The 15,873-nt window shown below is 70.9% G+C and carries 12 protein-coding genes; 5 read left to right on the top strand and 7 right to left on the bottom strand.

The window, feature by feature from the left end:
* Nucleotides 1-125 precede the first annotated feature (125 nt).
* Nucleotides 126-1,328 (top strand): hypothetical protein, encoded by a 1,203-nt coding sequence (locus Ato02nite_RS29835; protein WP_213009977.1) that lies wholly within the window; start codon nucleotides 126-128, stop codon nucleotides 1,326-1,328.
* Between the two features lie 647 nt (nucleotides 1,329-1,975).
* Here the strand turns inward: Ato02nite_RS29835 and ligD are convergent.
* Genes ligD through Ato02nite_RS29820 form a run of 3 tightly spaced genes read right to left on the bottom strand, consistent with a single transcriptional unit; the run spans nucleotide 1,976 to nucleotide 6,471 of the window.
* The gene (gene ligD / locus Ato02nite_RS29830; protein WP_213009976.1) at nucleotides 1,976-2,923 is read right to left on the bottom strand and encodes a non-homologous end-joining DNA ligase; all 948 of its coding nucleotides are present in this window, start codon (nucleotides 2,921-2,923) and stop codon (nucleotides 1,976-1,978) included.
* 2 nt (nucleotides 2,924-2,925) lie between these two features.
* Nucleotides 2,926-4,647 (bottom strand): acyl-CoA dehydrogenase, encoded by a 1,722-nt coding sequence (locus Ato02nite_RS29825; protein ID WP_213009975.1) that lies wholly within the window; start codon nucleotides 4,645-4,647, stop codon nucleotides 2,926-2,928.
* Between the two features lie 18 nt (nucleotides 4,648-4,665).
* The gene (locus Ato02nite_RS29820) at nucleotides 4,666-6,471 is read right to left on the bottom strand and encodes a diguanylate cyclase domain-containing protein (protein WP_213009974.1); all 1,806 of its coding nucleotides are present in this window, start codon (nucleotides 6,469-6,471) and stop codon (nucleotides 4,666-4,668) included.
* A gap of 84 nt (nucleotides 6,472-6,555) precedes the next feature.
* Between Ato02nite_RS29820 and Ato02nite_RS29815 the strand changes: the two genes are divergently transcribed.
* The 3 genes from Ato02nite_RS29815 (at nucleotide 6,556) to Ato02nite_RS29805 (ending at nucleotide 12,061) form a co-directional block, all read left to right on the top strand.
* The gene (locus Ato02nite_RS29815) at nucleotides 6,556-9,174 is read left to right on the top strand and encodes a toll/interleukin-1 receptor domain-containing protein (RefSeq protein WP_213009973.1); all 2,619 of its coding nucleotides are present in this window, start codon (nucleotides 6,556-6,558) and stop codon (nucleotides 9,172-9,174) included.
* 124 nt (nucleotides 9,175-9,298) lie between these two features.
* Nucleotides 9,299-11,008: an alpha/beta hydrolase gene (locus tag Ato02nite_RS29810; protein ID WP_213009972.1), complete on the top strand. Its 1,710-nt coding sequence runs from the start codon at nucleotides 9,299-9,301 to the stop codon at nucleotides 11,006-11,008.
* 15 nt (nucleotides 11,009-11,023) lie between these two features.
* Entirely contained in the window at nucleotides 11,024-12,061 is a 1,038-nt protein-coding gene (locus tag Ato02nite_RS29805) for a WD40/YVTN/BNR-like repeat-containing protein (protein WP_213009971.1), read from the top strand.
* A gap of 4 nt (nucleotides 12,062-12,065) precedes the next feature.
* Here the strand turns inward: Ato02nite_RS29805 and Ato02nite_RS29800 are convergent, their stop codons facing one another.
* Complete coding sequence (locus Ato02nite_RS29800) at nucleotides 12,066-12,860, bottom strand: alpha/beta fold hydrolase (RefSeq protein WP_213009970.1); 795 nt, start codon at nucleotides 12,858-12,860, stop codon at nucleotides 12,066-12,068.
* Nucleotides 12,847-13,440, bottom strand: a complete 594-nt coding sequence (locus Ato02nite_RS29795; protein WP_213009969.1) for a TetR/AcrR family transcriptional regulator — start codon at nucleotides 13,438-13,440, stop codon at nucleotides 12,847-12,849. The genes Ato02nite_RS29800 and Ato02nite_RS29795 overlap by 14 nt, the downstream gene beginning before the upstream one ends.
* A gap of 81 nt (nucleotides 13,441-13,521) precedes the next feature.
* On the opposite strand from Ato02nite_RS29795, the gene Ato02nite_RS29790 reads away from it, so the two are divergent.
* Nucleotides 13,522-14,247, top strand: a complete 726-nt coding sequence (locus Ato02nite_RS29790; protein ID WP_213009968.1) for an SDR family oxidoreductase — start codon at nucleotides 13,522-13,524, stop codon at nucleotides 14,245-14,247.
* A gap of 51 nt (nucleotides 14,248-14,298) precedes the next feature.
* Here the strand turns inward: Ato02nite_RS29790 and Ato02nite_RS29785 are convergent, their stop codons facing one another.
* Both Ato02nite_RS29785 and Ato02nite_RS29780 read right to left on the bottom strand, forming a co-directional pair.
* A complete protein-coding gene (locus tag Ato02nite_RS29785; protein WP_213009967.1) occupies nucleotides 14,299-15,078 on the bottom strand; it encodes an ABC transporter ATP-binding protein in 780 nt (259 codons plus the stop codon).
* Entirely contained in the window at nucleotides 15,075-15,857 is a 783-nt protein-coding gene (locus Ato02nite_RS29780; protein ID WP_213009966.1) for an ABC transporter permease, read from the bottom strand. The genes Ato02nite_RS29785 and Ato02nite_RS29780 overlap by 4 nt, the downstream gene beginning before the upstream one ends.
* Nucleotides 15,858-15,873: the final 16 nt, after the last annotated feature.

The raw sequence follows: 15,873 nt of genomic DNA, 5'->3' as shown, positions 1-15,873 counted from the left end.
CCGCCTTACCGAGATCGGCCCGCTACCACCGACCTGCAACCTTCTCCTTTCTTGGCCGGCTCTTTCCGGCCGGCTCTTTTCCGGGCGGGTCGCAAAGATGTCTGTCCATTTGGCACAGTGGACGGATGCTCACCGACGTGGACCTTCCCGCGCCCGGATTGCTCTGGACCAGATGGGCGACAATCGCCGCCTCCCTCACCGGCATCGGGTTCGCGGACGTCTGGTTCGTCGACGAACGTGGCGCCCACCACGACGACCACGGCGGCAGCTGGGCCCGGCTGGCACTGCTCGACGGCGCCCGGGCCGTCCTCTTCGGCTATGACCGCGATCACAGTGCGACCGCCGCCACCGACCCGCCGATCGACCTGCTCACCGGCGCCCCCGAATGGCTACCGTGGGACGACCTGGTCGCCCTGGCCGACGACAACCGGCTCGGCTTCGTCGTCTGGCACACCGAGGGCCGCTGGTCCCGCACCCGATACCGGGACGACGTCGGCGATGGCCTGGTGCAAACCGTCGGCGCGGTCCTCAGCAGCGAGAACACCCTCCGCGAACTCGGCGAGGTGATCACCGAGTGGGGCGGCCACGAGTTGCGCACCGCAGCCTCGCGCGACGAGGTGCGGGAGGCGGCCGAGCGGCTGTTGGCCTCGGCGGTGCGCGGCCAGGTCGCCGGTGAGGCCTTCTCGCGGCTCCTCGGGCGGGTTCCGTCGCTTGATCTCCAGGCGGCATTGCTCGCGGCCGGGCAGGGCGGGATCACCGCCGGGACTCGGCCGCCGCGGATCCCGCCCGGGTCGCGGCCTCCCATGCGGCGGGTGCGGCGGCTCAGCGAAGGCGAACACGATCGGCTGGTGTGGGCGGCTATGCAGGACGCGGTCGAGCTCGATCGGCCCTCGCCGCCTGAAACCGGGGAACTCGCGGCCCTGGCCGACTGGATGCGGGGGCGGGCTTCGGGCGGGGACGGGCGGTGCACGGTCCTCGTCTATGCCGACGCGACCAGCCTCAGTGCGCAGCCTGGGTCGCATCCGCCGGCTGACCGGGAAGGGGAAGGGCGCTGGCAGGCCTATCGGGAACTGACCGAGTTGGTGCGGTCGTTGCGGCGAGCCGAGGCTGATCCTCGTTATGGGCGGTGGTTGTTCCTTCGGGTCTCGACTACCGCGGAGGATTTCGAGATCTCTCGGTATTACGACTCCTGGCCGCCCTGGTGGCCGGATGATGGGGTTTCCGGGCCCTGGCGCACCAATTTGCAGGAAGAGATGGATGGTCGGGGTCCTCAGTGGAGGCCTGGTTGGGTGCGGCTGCTTGATCCTTCGGTGGCGTTTCGGCCTTAGGTCGTCTCCCTCGACCCGTTCCCTGATCGGCGGCCCCTTGATCGGCGGCCCTGAGACCGCTCCTCTGAAAGACCGCTCCTCTGATCAGCGGTCCTAAGACCGCGGGGCGCTGCCCCGCACCCCGGCCGGGCGCTCGGAGATCGGTGCCTGGCGGGTGGCCTTCGGCTGGGTTTGTGGCTGGGCTTACTGCGGGGCTTGGGGATCTCCTCGCGACGGCACTTGAAGCGATCACACCGGCGGCCGGTGCGCAAGCAAAAACCGCTTGCACACCAACCACCGGCGCGATATAGGCGGGCGTGCCGCCGCGAGGAGATCCCCAAGCCAGAACCAGGAGCGCGCGAGACCGCGCAGGTCAGCGCCCCCGGCTCGGCCGGGCGCTGCGGTCGGCGGGCGCCGAGTCGCAGGACACGCCGCGGTGCCGAGTCGCGCGCAGCCGCGCTGGCTTTGGCCGATCTTGAGGAGTTTGTGCGCGGAGCGCGCGTGAACTCCACATCCTTGGGCCTCTGCGTGGGCTCATATCGGATATTTCTGTTTTATCTATCGCTGCGCGTCCGCGCAGTGGGACCGGTGTCCGCGTTGTGGGAGCGCTGCCGCTTCTGGGAATTCGCGCCCGTTATCTGGGATGCGCACCCGGCTCGGGGCCGCTGTTATTCGGGGTGGTCGTCCTCGGGGAGTTCTACGCCGTCTCGGTCGGCCCACTCCAGCAGCTTGGCCAGGGAGAATGGCTTTTCGTCGATTTTGGCGTGTAGGTCTCCCAGGCGGGCGAAGCGGTCGGGGACCGTTTTTATCGTGAAGTCTCTCGGGTCGGCTTCGGGGATCTCTTGCCAGTCGATGGGGGTGGAGACCGTTGCGGCCGGGACTCCGCGCACCGAATATGCGCTGGCTATCGTGTGGTCTCGGGCGTTCTGGTTGTAGTCGACGAACAGCTTGGCCGGGTCTCGGTCCTTGCGCCACCACGTCGTGGTTACGTCTTGGGGGGCTCGGCGTTCCACCTCGCGGGCGAACGCCAGCGCTGCCCGGCGCACCTCGCCGAACCCCCACTGGGGTGTGATCCGGACGTAGATGTGCAGGCCTCGGCCGCCGGACGTCTTCGGGTAACCGGTTATGCCCAGGTCGTCGAGCACCTCGTGGGCTACCTCGGCTACCCGGCGCACCCGGTCGTAGGTACAGTCCGGCATCGGGTCCAGGTCGATGCGCCACTCGTCGGGCTTCTCGGTGTCGGCTCGGCGGGAGTTCCAGGGGTGGAACTCGACCGTCGACATCTGTACTGCCCAGATCACGTCGGCCGGTTTGGTCACGCACAGTTCGTCGGCGTGGCGGTTGTAGCGCGGGAACTTCACCCGGACCGTTTCCAGCCAGGGTGGCGCGCCGTTCGGCACTCGTTTCTGGTGCACCTTGTCGCCGGCCAGGCCGGACGGGAAGCGGTGCAGCATGCACGGTCGCTCGCGTAGCGCGCGGACTATCCCGTCGCTGACCGACAGGTAGTAGTTGACCAGGTCCAGCTTGGTCAGACCCAGGTCGGGGAAGTAGATCCGGTCGGGGTTGGAGATGCGTACCTCGAAGTCGCCCGCCTGGACGGTGGTGGCGCTGCTCATCGTCAGAGAACCCCGGGGTCGAGGTCGGCCAGCAGGGTGTCGCGTGAGTCGAGCAGGTCTAGCAGCGGGCCGATTCGGGGCAGCTCGTGGGTGACGAAGTAGCGGGCGGCCAGCCGTTTACCCTCGTAGAAGTCTCCTTCTTTGCCCTCGGTGGCGGCGTGCTGGGACAGCCACATCCAGGCGATCACCAGGTGGCCGGCGGCGTCCAGGTAGGCGGTCGAGTTGGCCAGGGCCACCGTCGGGTCGCCGCCGGCCCACACCTTGACGGTGGTGGCGGCTATTCGGTCGGCCGCGTCCATCACCGGTTTGCCCAGCTCGGGTGGGGCGGCGGCGGCCGTCGCGCGGATGCGGTCGAGCAGCAGGGTCAGGCCCGCGCCGTCGCGCATGATGACCTTGCGGCCCAGCAGGTCGAGGCCCTGGATGCCGTCGGTGCCCTCGTGGATCGAGTTGAGCCGGTTGTCCCGGTAGAACTGTTCGACCGGATATTCGCGGGTGTAGCCGTACCCTCCATGAATTTGAATGGCATGGTCGTTGGCCAGGCGGCACCACTGCGACGGCCACGCTTTCACGATCGGCGTGAGCACGTCGAGGAGCAGGTCGTTCTCGGCCGACGGCTCGTCCAGGAGCTTCGCCGCATGAAGGACAAGGGCCAGACCTCCTTCGACGTACGTCTTGGAGGCGAGCAGCATGCGTCGCACGTCGGGATGCTCGATGATCGGCACGGGTGGCGCGGCCGGGTCCTTGGCCGCGACCGGCCGGCCCTGCAGGCGTTCCCGGGCGTAGTCGAGGGCGTGCAGGTAACCGGTGTAGCCGAGGGCCACGGCGCCCGAGCCCACCCCGATCCGGGCCTCGTTCATCATGTGGAACATGTAGGCGAGGCCGTGGCCCTCCTGGCCGACCAGGTAGCCCGCGGCGTCGTCGAAGGAGAGCACCGCGTTGGTGGTGCCGCGATAGCCCATCTTGTGGTTGAGGCCGGCCAGGGCGACCCCGTTGCGCTCGCCGACCGTGCCGTCCGCGGCGACGTGGTGCTTCGGCACGATGAACAGCGACAGGCTCTTCACGCCGGGCGGGGCGCCGGCCACCCGGGCCAGCACCAGGTGCACGATCGTCTCGCTCAGTTCGTGGTCGCCGCCGGAGATCCACATCTTGCTGCCGGTGAGGCGGTAGCTGCCGTCGGCCTGGGCGACCGCCTTCGTGGTCACGTCGCTCAGCGAGGAGCCGGCCTGCGGCTCGGACAGGCACATCGTGCCGGTGAAGCGGCCTTCGAGGATCGGTAGCGCGTACGTCTCGATCTGCTCTTGTGTGCCGTGCGCGAGCAGCAGGCTCGCGTTGCCGATGGACAGCATGGGGTACGACGAGGTGGCGATGTTCGCCGCCTGGAACCACATGAAGCAGGCGCGGGCCACCACGTGCGGCAACTGCATGCCGCCGACCTCGGCGTCCAGGCCGGCGGAGAGCAGACCGCTGTCGTTGAACGCCTTCAGCGCCGCCGCGACCTCGGGGATGATCGTCACCCGCTCGCCGTCGAAGGTCGGCTCCGTCAGGTCGGCGCGCCGGTTGTGCGGGGCGAAGTCGCGCTCGGCGATCCGGGCCGACAGGTCGAGAAACGCGTCGAACGTCTCTCGCGAATGGTCGGCGAAACGTTCCCGCGAGGTCAGTGCCTCGACGTCGAGCCATTCGTAGAGCAGGAAGTCGAGGTCGCGACGAGACAGGATCCGAGACATGCACCCAGTGTGCACCTTTTACGGCTCGGCGCGGTGCCTCCCCGAGCCGACGGCCGCCATCGCGTGCCGCTGGGCTCGGCTGCCGCCGGCCTTCTTGATCATGTACATGGCGTGGTCGGCGGCGCGCAGCGCCTCGTCCGGGTCGCAGGACAGCGGGGCCAGGTGCAGGCCGACGCTCGCGCCGATCCGCACCTCGTTGCCGTCGATCAGGAACGGCGCCTCGACCGCGTGCCGGATCCGGGCGCTGGTCGCCTCGACGGCGCCCGGGTCGAGCACGCCCGGCATCAGGACGACGAACTCGTCGCCGCCGACCCGGGAGAGCACGTCGTCCGCCCGCACGCAGTCCGAAAGCCGGACCGCCACCTGGCGCAGGAGTTCGTCGCCGGCCTCGTGGCCGTGGGCGTCGTTGACCGCTTTGAAACCATCAAGATCGACGAAGAGTACGGCGACCGAGTCGGAGCGCAACGAGGTGCCGAGCACGTCCTGCATGCGGCGCCGGTTCGGCAGGCCGGTCAGCGCGTCGTGCTGGGCCTCGAACTCGAGGCGCTCCTGGAACGCCCGGTTCTCCGAGATGTCCCGAGCATTGATCACCACGCCGGTCAGCGCCGGGTTGTCCATCTGGTTGGAGGCGGTGAACTCGAACCAGCGGTACTGACCGTCGGCCGGCCGCACCCGGCACTGCAACCGGACCACGCCGTTCCTCTCCTCCAGCAGCGACCCGAACTGCTGGATCATGTACGGCCGGTCCTCGGGGTGGATGATGCCGAAGACGCTGGTGCCGACCATCCGGCCGGGTTCGAAGCCGAGAATCGCGGCGCCGCTCGGGCTGGAGAAAGCGATCGTGCCGGTCCGGTCGAGCACCGACACCAGGTCGGGGGCGTGCTGGAACAGGGCCTGGAACCGCGCGTCGGCCCGCTTGCGCTGCAGCATCGAGCGGTAGCCGAGGATCGACACCGCGGCCACCCCGATCAGCAGCATGGCGAGCAGGGTCATGTTCAGCGTCTGGCTCTTGGCGTGCACCGCTCCGTCGAACGACTTCTGGGTCTGGATCCGCACGTAGGCGTAGCCGCTCGGCAGCTGGCCGACCACCATCGCGACCATCGCGGTGCCACCGGCGGTGTACTCGACGAACGTGCCGGATGCCGGGGCGCCGGCCAGCTTGTTCAGGATCGCCGTGTCGATCTTCCGGCCGACGCCGGCGTCGGTGTCGGTGGCCGCGATCGTGCCGGTCGAGTCGACCACCGCGGTGGTGTGCGTGTCGTCCTCGAGCGTCGCGAGGTACTGCTGCAGCGAGGTGGAGGCGACCGCGTTGAGGCCGATCAGCAGGGCCACGGGCGAATCTCCGACGGTGACCGGCACCGCCACCGCCTCGAGGTAGGTGCCGTTCACGTTCATGATCGAGGAGAAGCCGGGCTGACCGGCCAGGAGCGACGCCTTCAGCGGCTGCCAGGCCGCGTCGGTGGCCGCCGGCAGGCCGGTGGTGCGGCTCGCGGTCAGCACGTTGCCGTTCAGGTCGGTGATCAGCGCGCCGTACGCGAACGTCGAGCTCTTCGCGACCAGGGTGGCCAGCGTCTGCTTGTCGGCCGTGCTGTTCTTACCCAGGTGCAGCGTGTGATCGGCGAGGAACACGGACAGTTCCTTCGCGGAGAGCAGCTGGAGCTGCCGGGTGAGCGTGCCGTTGTTGACCGCGAGAGCCTGCGAATCGGCCCGGTGCACCGCGTCGGCCGCCCGCAGCGCCGACCGGTTCACCAGGATGCCGATCGTTCCCGCCGCTGCCAGCAACAGCACACTGATCACTACCGCAATCCAGTTGCGCAACCGCACGGCGATCACCTCCTCGCAGCGAGTGATCGGCAGTCGGCAAGCATCCTGAACCCTTTTCGCAACCGAATCCGGCAGGATGACCGCATGGCGGTGACGAGTTTCGATGCGTTCATCTCCTACCGCACGTCGGTGAGCGGTGCGGTGGCCGGCCGGTTGCAGCGGCGGCTGGAACGGTTCGCGACGCCGTGGTACCGGCCGCGCCGGTTGCGGATCTTCCGGGACTTCACCACGCTGCCCGCTGGTCCCGACCTTTGGCAGGTCATCGAGGCCGGGCTGGCCCGGTCCCGCACCTTTCTCCTGCTCGCCTCGCCGGAAGCGGCCACGTCGTCCTGGGTCGACCGGGAGGTGCGCTGGTGGCGGGAGCACCACGGGTCCGCCGAGTTCCGGATCGTGCTGGCCGGCGGGTCGTTGAAGTGGGATCCGGCCGCCGGCGATTGGGACGCGGCCACCGACGCGCTGCCGCCGTCGGCGTACGGGATGTTCGCGGCCGAGCCTTTCTGGGTGGACATATCCGATTTCGACCGGGCGGTGGCGCGGATCGCCGCCCCGCTGCACGGCGTCGACATGGACACGCTGGTCGGCGAGCACCTCACCTACGAGCGGCGGGCCCGCCGGCAGCGCCGTGGCGGGGCGGCGGTGCTCGCGGTGCTGCTGGTGCTGTCGTTGATCACGTCGGTGCTGACCGTACGCAACGCGCGACGGGCCGACCGGCAGTCGCAGACCTCCACCGCCCGCGCCCTGGCCGCCGCCGCGGTCGCCGCCACGGCGGACAACCAGCAGGTGGCAAGCCTGCTCGCGGTCGAGGGGTACCGGCTCGAACCGAACCCGCAGACGACCGCGGCGCTGTATGCGGTCGTCTCCGCCAACCCCCGGCTGGTCGGCTACCTGCCGATCGACGGGTTGGTGACCCGGGTGGCGGGTGCCGCCGGAACGGTGTTCGCCGGCACCGTCGACGGGCGGGTCCTGCGCTGGGACGGCGGTTCCTTCACCGAGCTGATGCGGATGCCGGGCGCAATCGACGCGCTCGCGGCGAACGCCGACGGCCGCACCGTGGTGGCCGGCGGCCGGCGGGCGATGATCTGGACGTCCGGCGCCGGCGCCCGGGAGATCCCGTCGCCGGCCGGGCAGCGGCTCACCGCCGTCGGCCTGTCGCCGGACGGATCAATCGCGGTGACCACCGGTGACGAGGGCGGCGTGACGGTGAGTGGACCCGCCCACCGCAGCGCCGTCCTCTCCGGCACCCCCCGGCTGACCGGGGTCGCGGTGCCGTCCGCCCAGGAGGTGGTGCTGCTGAGCGGGAACGGCGGATGGGAGCGGCGGACCCTGCCCGACCTGCGCCGGCTCGGTGGGGCGCCAGGCCCCGACCTGCTCAGATATCCGCCCGCGATCTCGGCCGACGGCGAGTACATCGCCCTGCCCAACGGCGGTTCCAGCATGTCTCTCGCCCCGACCCGCTCCGCCGCGACGCTGCGGGCCGGCACCTGGGGGACGCAACCGCAGGCGGTGGCGGTCTCCGCCGACCATCGCCGCACCGCGACCGCGGTCGGCGGGCGGGTTTACGTGGGCCGCACCGGCGCGCCCGCCGAGCTGGTCGAACTGGCCGGCAACCACGCGATCGAGCAGGGTGCGCTCGGCTTCGACGGGCACCGGCTGCTGGCCGGGATCGAGGGCGCGGTCGTGGTGTGGGATCTCGACCGGGCCGGGCGAACCGTCACGTCCTACTCGGTGCCGGTGCCGGCGCCGTGCGGTCTCTGCGGCGACTCGTGGCTGGCCGTCGACGACGGCCGCCGGGAGGCCGTGGTCGTGCCGGACAAGGGCCTCGGTGGCATGCGGTACGCGCTGCGCACCGGCACAGCCGGCGCGCTGCCGGCCGGCCTCGTCTACGGCCCGCCGGTGCCGACGCCGGACGGGTTCCTGCTGACCACGCCCGCGACCGGCGGGATCGAGCTGCCCGGCGGCGCAAAGCTCACCGATCTCTATCCCGCCTCCTACATCGCCGCGGCCGCCCGGATGGGCGACCGGATCGTCGTGGTGGACCGGACCAACGTCATCCATCTGCTGGACGCCCGGGACGGCCATCTGGTCCGGACCGTCGCCGCGCCGGACACCAGCGACGCGGCGGTCGCGACGCCACCCGACCCGGCCGACTACGCCATCGACACCGAACGAGGGCTGGTCGTCTTCAACCGGTACGGCGAGTCGGTCCGGGTCATCCATCTGGACACCGGCCGGCAGGAATCGATCATCAGCATCGGCGCCACCCGGGTCGCGATCGGCGGCGGCCGACTGGCCGTGCAGCGCGGCACCAGCGTCGACCTGTTCACCCTGGACGGACTGCGGGACGACCGGACCATCGTGGGCGATCCCAGCTCGGACGGCCCGATCGCGCTCAGCCGGGACGGCAGCCGGCTCGCCCAGGCCCGCGCCGACGGCACCATCACCGTCCGCAACACCGCGGACGGCGAGGCGGTCACCAGCCTCCGGTACGTCACCGACCCGGTCGGGCAGCGGCTGTCGATGACCTTCGCGGCCGACGGCACGCTGGTCGTGGCGGTCGCCGGAGTCGGTCTGCAGGAGTGGACCCTTGCCCCGGCCGACATGGTCCGGCTCGCCTGCGCCACCGCCGGTCGCGACCTGACGATCACCGAGTGGGAGCAGCACGCCGGGACCTCACCACCGGCCGATCTCCGCTGCCTGCGCTGACCGTCCCGGGTCATGCCTCCAGATGATGCGAAATGTCGGGCCGCCTGGCTCATGAGGTCAACCATCGCTGGCATCGGTGGTCGAAGATGGGGTGACGTTCGCTAGCGGGGATCGGGGGACGCCGATGGACAGGCTGGTGGTGACGGTCCCGCCGGACTCACCCGCGCCGCGACGCAGCTGGATCCCGGCGCCGCGGCGCAGTCCCGAGAACACCGTGGTGTCCCGCCGGATGGTCCGCTGCAAGCTCAGCGTCACCGGCTTCGGCCTGTCGGCCCTCTTCTACTGCCTCTCCTTCACCCCGTCACTGCTCCCCCGCCCCTGGTTCCTGCAGGGCGTGGTGGCCGGGCTCACCGCCGCCATCGGGTACGCGGTCGGCACCACCCTGGGTGCACTCGTCCGGCTGCGCTGGTGGCCGTCCCGCCGGGTCGAACGGATCGCCTGGCACCTGCTGTTCGCCCTGCTGCCGGTGCTGATCCTGGTCTTCCTCTGGCTGGGCACCCGATGGCAGCGCGAGTTGCGGGTCCGCCTCGGCATGGAACCCCAGCAGGAGTACGACGCCCTGCGCACCGTCGGGATCAGCCTGCTCACGTTCGGGATGCTGCTGCTGGTCGCCCGGCTGCTGCGGCTCGCCGCGCACGGCATCGCCCGGCTCCTCGGGCAGTACGTCCCCGAGTCGGCGGCCTACTGCGCCGGCTTCCTGGTCGTCAGCATGCTGAGTTACGGGGCGCTGGACAACCTGCTCGTGGAGAACCTCTACGCGACGGCGGACCGGTCGGCCGCGATCACCGACTCCGGGACCGGGCGCGGCGTCGTGCGACCGGGCACCGCGCTGCGCTCCGGCGGCCCCGGTTCGCTGGTCGACTGGGACTCGCTCGGCCGGCAGGGCCGCAACTTCGTCGCCAAGGCACCCACGACCGAGCAGCTCAGCACGTTCAGCGGGCGGGCCGCCACCGAGCCGATCCGGCTCTACGCCGGGCTGGCCTCGGACGACGACGCCCAGTCGCGGGCCGCGCTGGTGGTGCGCGAGATGGACCGCACCGGCGCGTTCGACCGGGCCGTGGTCGCGGTGTTCACCCCGACCGGCACCGGCTGGGTGGACAACGACGTGACCAGCTCCTTGGAATACATGTACGACGGCGACACCGCGCTGGTCTCGATGCAGTACTCGTACCTGCCCAGCTGGATCTCGTTCTGGGTCGACCGGTCCAAGGTGGTCGAGGCGTCCGCGGCGCTGATCACCGCGGTGCACGACCGGTGGGCGGCGATGCCGCCCACGACCCGGCCCAAGCTGTTGATCTTCGGAGAGAGCCTCGGAACGTACGGGACGGAGAAGACCTTCGGCACCGCGGAGAAGATGGCCGCGGGCGCCGACGGGATCCTGCTCGAGGGGCCGACCTTCGCCAACCCGATCCACCAGCAGCTGACCCGCGACCGGGAGGCCGGCAGCACGGTCTGGGATCCCCGCTACGAAGGCCTGCCGATCGAGTTCGCCTCCCGGGCGTCCGAGCTGCGCGAGCTGACCGGCCCGCCACCCACGGTCGTCTACATGCAGAACTCGTCCGACCCGGTCGTCTGGTGGAACCCCAACCTGCTGTGGCACCGCCCCGGCTGGCTGCGCGGCGAGCGCGGCCCCGACGTGACCCCCGACATGCACTGGTACCCGGTCGTCACGTTCTGGCAGACCATGGTGGACCTGATCTTCGCGAACAAGGTGCCGATGGGGCACGGCCACGTCTACAAGTCGGGAACGGTCGACGGCTGGGCCGCGGTGGCGCCCCCACCCGGCTGGACAGTGGCGGACACCGTGCGACTACGTGCCCTTATCGATCAGTAGCGGTAGTTTGCCGGAATGACGTTGCAGCGAAAGTTGTCGATCGTTGTCGCCGGGCTGGCCGTGGTCGCGTCCGTGGCCGGCTTCACCCACGGAAAGCCGCAGTGGCAGCTCAGCGACACCGGAACGACCGCGCGCTTCCGCGGCCTGGCCCCGGTCAGCGACCGGGTCGCGTGGGTGGCCGGCAGCGCGGGCACGATCCTGCGGACGACCGACGGCGGCCGCAGCTGGCAGTCCGTCGGCCCGGCCGACGCGGCCGAGCTGCAGTTCCGCGACATCGAGGCGTTCGACGCCCGCACCGCGACCGCCCTGACCATCGGCAACGGCACGGACTCCCGGCTGTACGCGACCACGGACGGCGGCCGCTCCTGGACCGAGACGTTCCGCAACGAAGACCCGAACGCGTTCTACGACTGCGTGACGTTCCTCGACCGTCGGCACGGCCTGGCGCTGTCCGACCCGGTCGACGGCAAGTTCCGCATCCTGGCCACCAGCGACGGCGGCCGCACCTGGTCGGTCCGCTCCCCCGCCGGCATGCCCGCCGCCCTGGCGGGCGAGTTCGCCTTCGCGGCCAGCGGCACCTGCCTGGTGTCCGCGGCCGGCCAGGCCTGGTTCGCCACCGGCGGCGGCGCGGCGTCCCGCGTCTTCTCCTCCACCGACGGCGGCCGCACCTGGACGGCGACGGCGACCCCGATCCCGAGCGGCCCCAGCGCCGGCATCTACAGCCTGGCCTTCCGCGACCGCACCCACGGCCTGGCCGTGGGCGGCGACTACGCGGTCCCCGACGCGGCCCCGGCCGGCGCCGCCTACCTGCGCGGTCGCACCTGGACGGTGGCCCGAACGGTCCCCGGCGAGTACCGCTCCGGCGCGGCCTGGATCGGCCACGGCCCGGCCGCCCTGGCCGTCGGACCGACCGGAAGCGATCTGTCGCTGGACGCCGGCCGGACCTGGAAGCGCTTCGACACGGGCAGCTTCGACGCGGTCCGGTGCGCCCACGACGGCGCCTGCTGGGCCTCCGGCGAACAGGGCCGGGTGGCCAAACTGCGCCGGCACTGACCGCTCAGGCCGCGCGGCCGGCGATGATGCCGCCGATCAAAAGCCCCAGCTGTTCCGGTGCCTCGGCGTGGGCGAGGTGGCCCTGACCGGGCAGGACGTGCATGGCCGTGCCCGGCAGCATCCGCTGGACCGCGGTGAAGGCGACGCCGTACGGCTCGCCGTCCCGGCTGTGCTCGCCGACGATGAGGTCGAACGGCACCTTCACGTCGGTCCACCGCTCCGGCCCGGGAGTGAACGCGTTGAGCGCCGCCAGCTCCTCCGCCACCGGCGCCGCCCACTGCCGCAACAACGCCCAGGCCGGAGTGGCCCGCAAGGCGGCGACGTGCTCCGGCGAGTACCGCGAGACGTCGAGGTTGACCACCTCGACGGCCCGGTCCAGGTCGCCGGCGGCGGTCGCCGCCCGCAGGGCGGGCACCGCGGCGGCCCCGAACGGTCGCACCACCGGCTCGTACGCGATCACCTGAGCGACCGCCGCCGTCCGCGCTGCCGCCTCGATGGCGACCAGCCCGCCGTAACTCCAGCCGAGCAGCCGGGCCGGCTCGTCCAGCCGGTCGAGCCAGGCCAACAGGTCGAGCACCTCGGTCTCGACACCGTAGCCGCTGCCGAGGGGCCCGCTCGGTGCCCGGCCTCGCCGGTTGAGAATGAGGACCGGTTCGGGGCGGTCGATCGCCGCCGCGACCCGCCGCCATCCCTTCGCGTCGGTCATGACGCCCGGGATGACTACCAGTGGCGTGCCGGTCCCCGGTTGCCACAGAGCGTGCAGGCGGGTGCCGTCACGGTCGATATCACGAGAGTCCATCCTGGTGACCGTACGTCGGGCGGCAGGTGAAGATGCCGGCGGTGCCGATGGTGACGCGGCGGCGGGCGGCCGGCTCGTCGTCGTGGAAGCGGTCGACGGCCCACGACAGGGCCAGGACCAGCTCGTACACCTCGTCGGGGGTGATCCGGCCGGCCGCGTCGGCCGCGTCGAGGAGGGCGGCCGTTCGCTCCACCAGTGGGTCGGTGGTCGGGTTCATCGGTGAGGCCGCGGCGTGGTGCGCGGTGGCCAGGCAGTAGGGCAGGTCGTGCCAGATGCGCAGCTGCCAGGTCAGCCGGAACAGCCACTCGGCCAGGGCGTCGCGCGGTGAGCGGGTGCGGGCCAGGGCGTCGGCCTCGGCCAGGGCGTCGGCGATGCTGGTGTGCATGACGGCGGCGAGCAGGTCGTCGCGGGTCGGGAAGTTCCGGTAGAGGGTGGCGTTGCCCACGCCGGCCCGCAGCGCGATGCCGTCGAGCGAGGTGAGCACGCCCTCGGCCGCGAAGATCTCGCGCGCCGCGGCCAGGATCGCGTCCCGGTTGCGCTGGGCGTCCGCGCGCAGCGGGCGCTTCGCCGCAGTAGCCATCGCCACTCCTTCTTGACTATCTGGGGACAGTCCCCACATAGTTGGAACCGGGGGCACTCCCCACTTGCTGAAGGAGTCTAGATGAACAACCGACTCGACGGCCGGACGGTGCTCGTCACCGGGGCCAACGGTGGCCTCGGCGAGCAGTTCGTGCGGCAGGCGCTCGACCGGGGCGCTACCAGGGTCTACGCCGCCGCCCGCACGCCGAAGCACTGGGCCGACGACCGCGTGCGACCGCTGGACCTCGACCTGACGGATCCCGACGGCGCGACCCGCGCCGCCCTGGCCGCGCCCGACGTCGACCTGCTGATCAACAACGCCGCCATCGCACCCGCCGGCGACTCCATCTCCGGCCCGGAGGAGGAGCTTCGCAAAACCTTCGAGACCAACTTCTTCGGTACGCTCCGCGTCGCGCGCGCCTTCACTCCGGTGCTGGCGGCCAACGGCGGCGGCACCCTGCTGAACATCCTGTCGTCGGCGGCCTGGGTCAGCGTGCCGACCGGCTACGCGGCTTCCAAGGCGGCCATGTGGTCGGCCACCAACGCCCTGCGGGTGGAGCTTCGTGGGCAGGGCACGCAGGTGATCGGCCTGCTGGTCGGCATGATCGACACCCCGATGTCGGCCCGCTGGGACGTGCCGAAGGTGAGCGCCGAAAGCGTGGTGGCCCAGGCCTACGACGCCGTGGCGGACGGCTCGTTCGAGGTGCTGGCCGACGACCAGACCCGACACCTGAAGTCCCGCCTGAACACCAGGGCCGAGGAGCTCTACCCATGGCTGGACGAGCAACTGGCCGCGTTCGTCCCCTGAGCCGACGGTGATGACCCGCCCCGGCCAGATCGTGCCCCGGACGGCGTACGGCTAAAGGGTTGAGGTTTTGGGGAGGTGGGTGTCGCTGAGCAGGAGCGAATGCAGCTCGGCCGACACCCCGGCGACCTGGTCCAGGTGGGCGTTGTGGCCGAAGGAGCGCGGGCGCGGGATCGGGATCTCGACCAGGCGCCGCACCTGGCCCGGGCGGGAGCTGAGCACCGCGACCCGGTCGGCCAGCAGGACCGCCTCCTGGATGGAGTGGGTCACGAAGACGATGGTGGTGCCGAGGTCCATGTGGATGCGCTGGAGTTCGACCGCCAGCTCTTCGCGGGTCAGGGCGTCCAGGGCCGAGAACGGCTCGTCCATCAGCATGACCTTGGGGTTCTGGATCAGCGCCCGGCAGAGGGAGACGCGCTGCTGCATGCCGCCGGAGAGTTCGTGCGGCAGGCGCTTGCGGAAGCCGGTCAGGCCGGTGGTTTCGAGGAGGCGGTCGACCTGGGCCCGGTGGTCGGCCTTGCGGCGGCCGAAGATCTCGACCGGCAGCATGATGTTGTCCTCGACCGAGCGCCACGGCAGCAGGGCCGGTTTCTGGAAGACCATCGCGACGTCGCGGCGGGGTTCGCGGACCACCTCGCCGGCCACCCGCACCTCGCCCTTGGTCGGCTTGAGCAGGCCGGCGATCATGCGCAACAGGGTGGACTTGCCGCAGCCGGAGCGGCCGATCACGGTGAGGAACTCGCCCTCGCCGATGGTCAGGCTGATGTCCCGGATGGCCTCGACCGGGCCGGACTTTCCCTTGAACGTCTGGGACACGCCGTCGATGGTGATCATTTTGCGACCCTCCACGGGACGAGCAGCCGCTCGATCCCGGCGACCAGGTAGAAGAGGACTACGCCGGTGACGGCGAGCAGGACCAGCGCGGCGAACGCGAGCGGGGTGTCGTTGGAGGCGCCGGAGCCGGCGATGACCGAGCCGAGGCCGCGGTCGGGGTTGACCACCTCGCCGATGACCGCACCGATGATGGCCAGCGGGGTGGCCACCTTGAGGCCGACGAAGACCTGCGGCAGCGCCCAGGTCAGCCGCACCTTGACGAAGGTCTGCCACCAGGACGCTTTCAGCGAGCGGGTGAGTTCCTGCAGGTCGTCGGGGGTGGAGGTGAGCCCGGCCATGGTCGAGACGATCACCGGGAAGAAGCTGACCAGCACCACCATGACGATTTTCGGGGAGTCGCCGAAGCCCATCCAGACCAGCAGCAGCGGGGCGAGGGCGACCTTCGGGACCGCGTTGATCGCGGCGAGGATCGGCATGGCCATGCGCTCGACGGTGCGGGACGCGGCCAGGGTCACCGCGATCACCAGGCCCAGGGCCACGGCGATCGCGAAGCCGATCAGCACGCGCTGCAGGGTGGTCCAGGTTTCCTGCAGGAGGAATTCGGGCGTACGCAGGAACGTGTCGACCACGTCGGCCGGCGACGGCACGTAGAAGGGGTCGATGTGGAAGGCCGCGGTGATGCCCCACCACGCCCCGACCGTGATGACCACGCCGAGGATGGGCAGCCCCACGTTGGTCCACACCCGCGAGGTCCGCGAGCCGGCGTCGAAGTCCGTCATGTTCCTGCTCCTGTGT

The sequence above is a fragment of the Paractinoplanes toevensis genome, assembly GCF_018332695.1.
Taxonomy (GTDB): Bacteria; Actinomycetota; Actinomycetes; order Mycobacteriales; family Micromonosporaceae; genus Actinoplanes; species Actinoplanes toevensis.
The sequence above is the reverse complement of the archived record's forward strand: the minus strand, read 5'-3'. Positions and strand labels throughout refer to the sequence as shown.

Bases quoted from the DNA above. Each gene is read 5' to 3' on its own strand.
- Ato02nite_RS29790 (WP_213009968.1), top strand. From the start codon at position 13,522: ATGAACAACCGACTCGACGGCCGGACGGTGCTCGTCACCGGGGCCAAC.
- Ato02nite_RS29810 (WP_213009972.1), top strand. From the start codon at position 9,299: ATGGACAGGCTGGTGGTGACGGTCCCGCCGGACTCACCCGCGCCGCGA.
- Ato02nite_RS29800 (WP_213009970.1), bottom strand. From the start codon at position 12,860: ATGGACTCTCGTGATATCGACCGTGACGGCACCCGCCTGCACGCTCTG.
- Ato02nite_RS29785 (WP_213009967.1), bottom strand. From the start codon at position 15,078: ATGATCACCATCGACGGCGTGTCCCAGACGTTCAAGGGAAAGTCCGGC.
- Ato02nite_RS29795 (WP_213009969.1), bottom strand. From the start codon at position 13,440: ATGGCTACTGCGGCGAAGCGCCCGCTGCGCGCGGACGCCCAGCGCAAC.
- Ato02nite_RS29780 (WP_213009966.1), bottom strand. From the start codon at position 15,857: ATGACGGACTTCGACGCCGGCTCGCGGACCTCGCGGGTGTGGACCAAC.
- Ato02nite_RS29835 (WP_213009977.1), top strand. From the start codon at position 126: ATGCTCACCGACGTGGACCTTCCCGCGCCCGGATTGCTCTGGACCAGA.
- Ato02nite_RS29805 (WP_213009971.1), top strand. From the start codon at position 11,024: ATGACGTTGCAGCGAAAGTTGTCGATCGTTGTCGCCGGGCTGGCCGTG.
- Ato02nite_RS29815 (WP_213009973.1), top strand. From the start codon at position 6,556: ATGGCGGTGACGAGTTTCGATGCGTTCATCTCCTACCGCACGTCGGTG.
- Ato02nite_RS29825 (WP_213009975.1), bottom strand. From the start codon at position 4,647: ATGTCTCGGATCCTGTCTCGTCGCGACCTCGACTTCCTGCTCTACGAA.
- ligD (WP_213009976.1), bottom strand. From the start codon at position 2,923: ATGAGCAGCGCCACCACCGTCCAGGCGGGCGACTTCGAGGTACGCATC.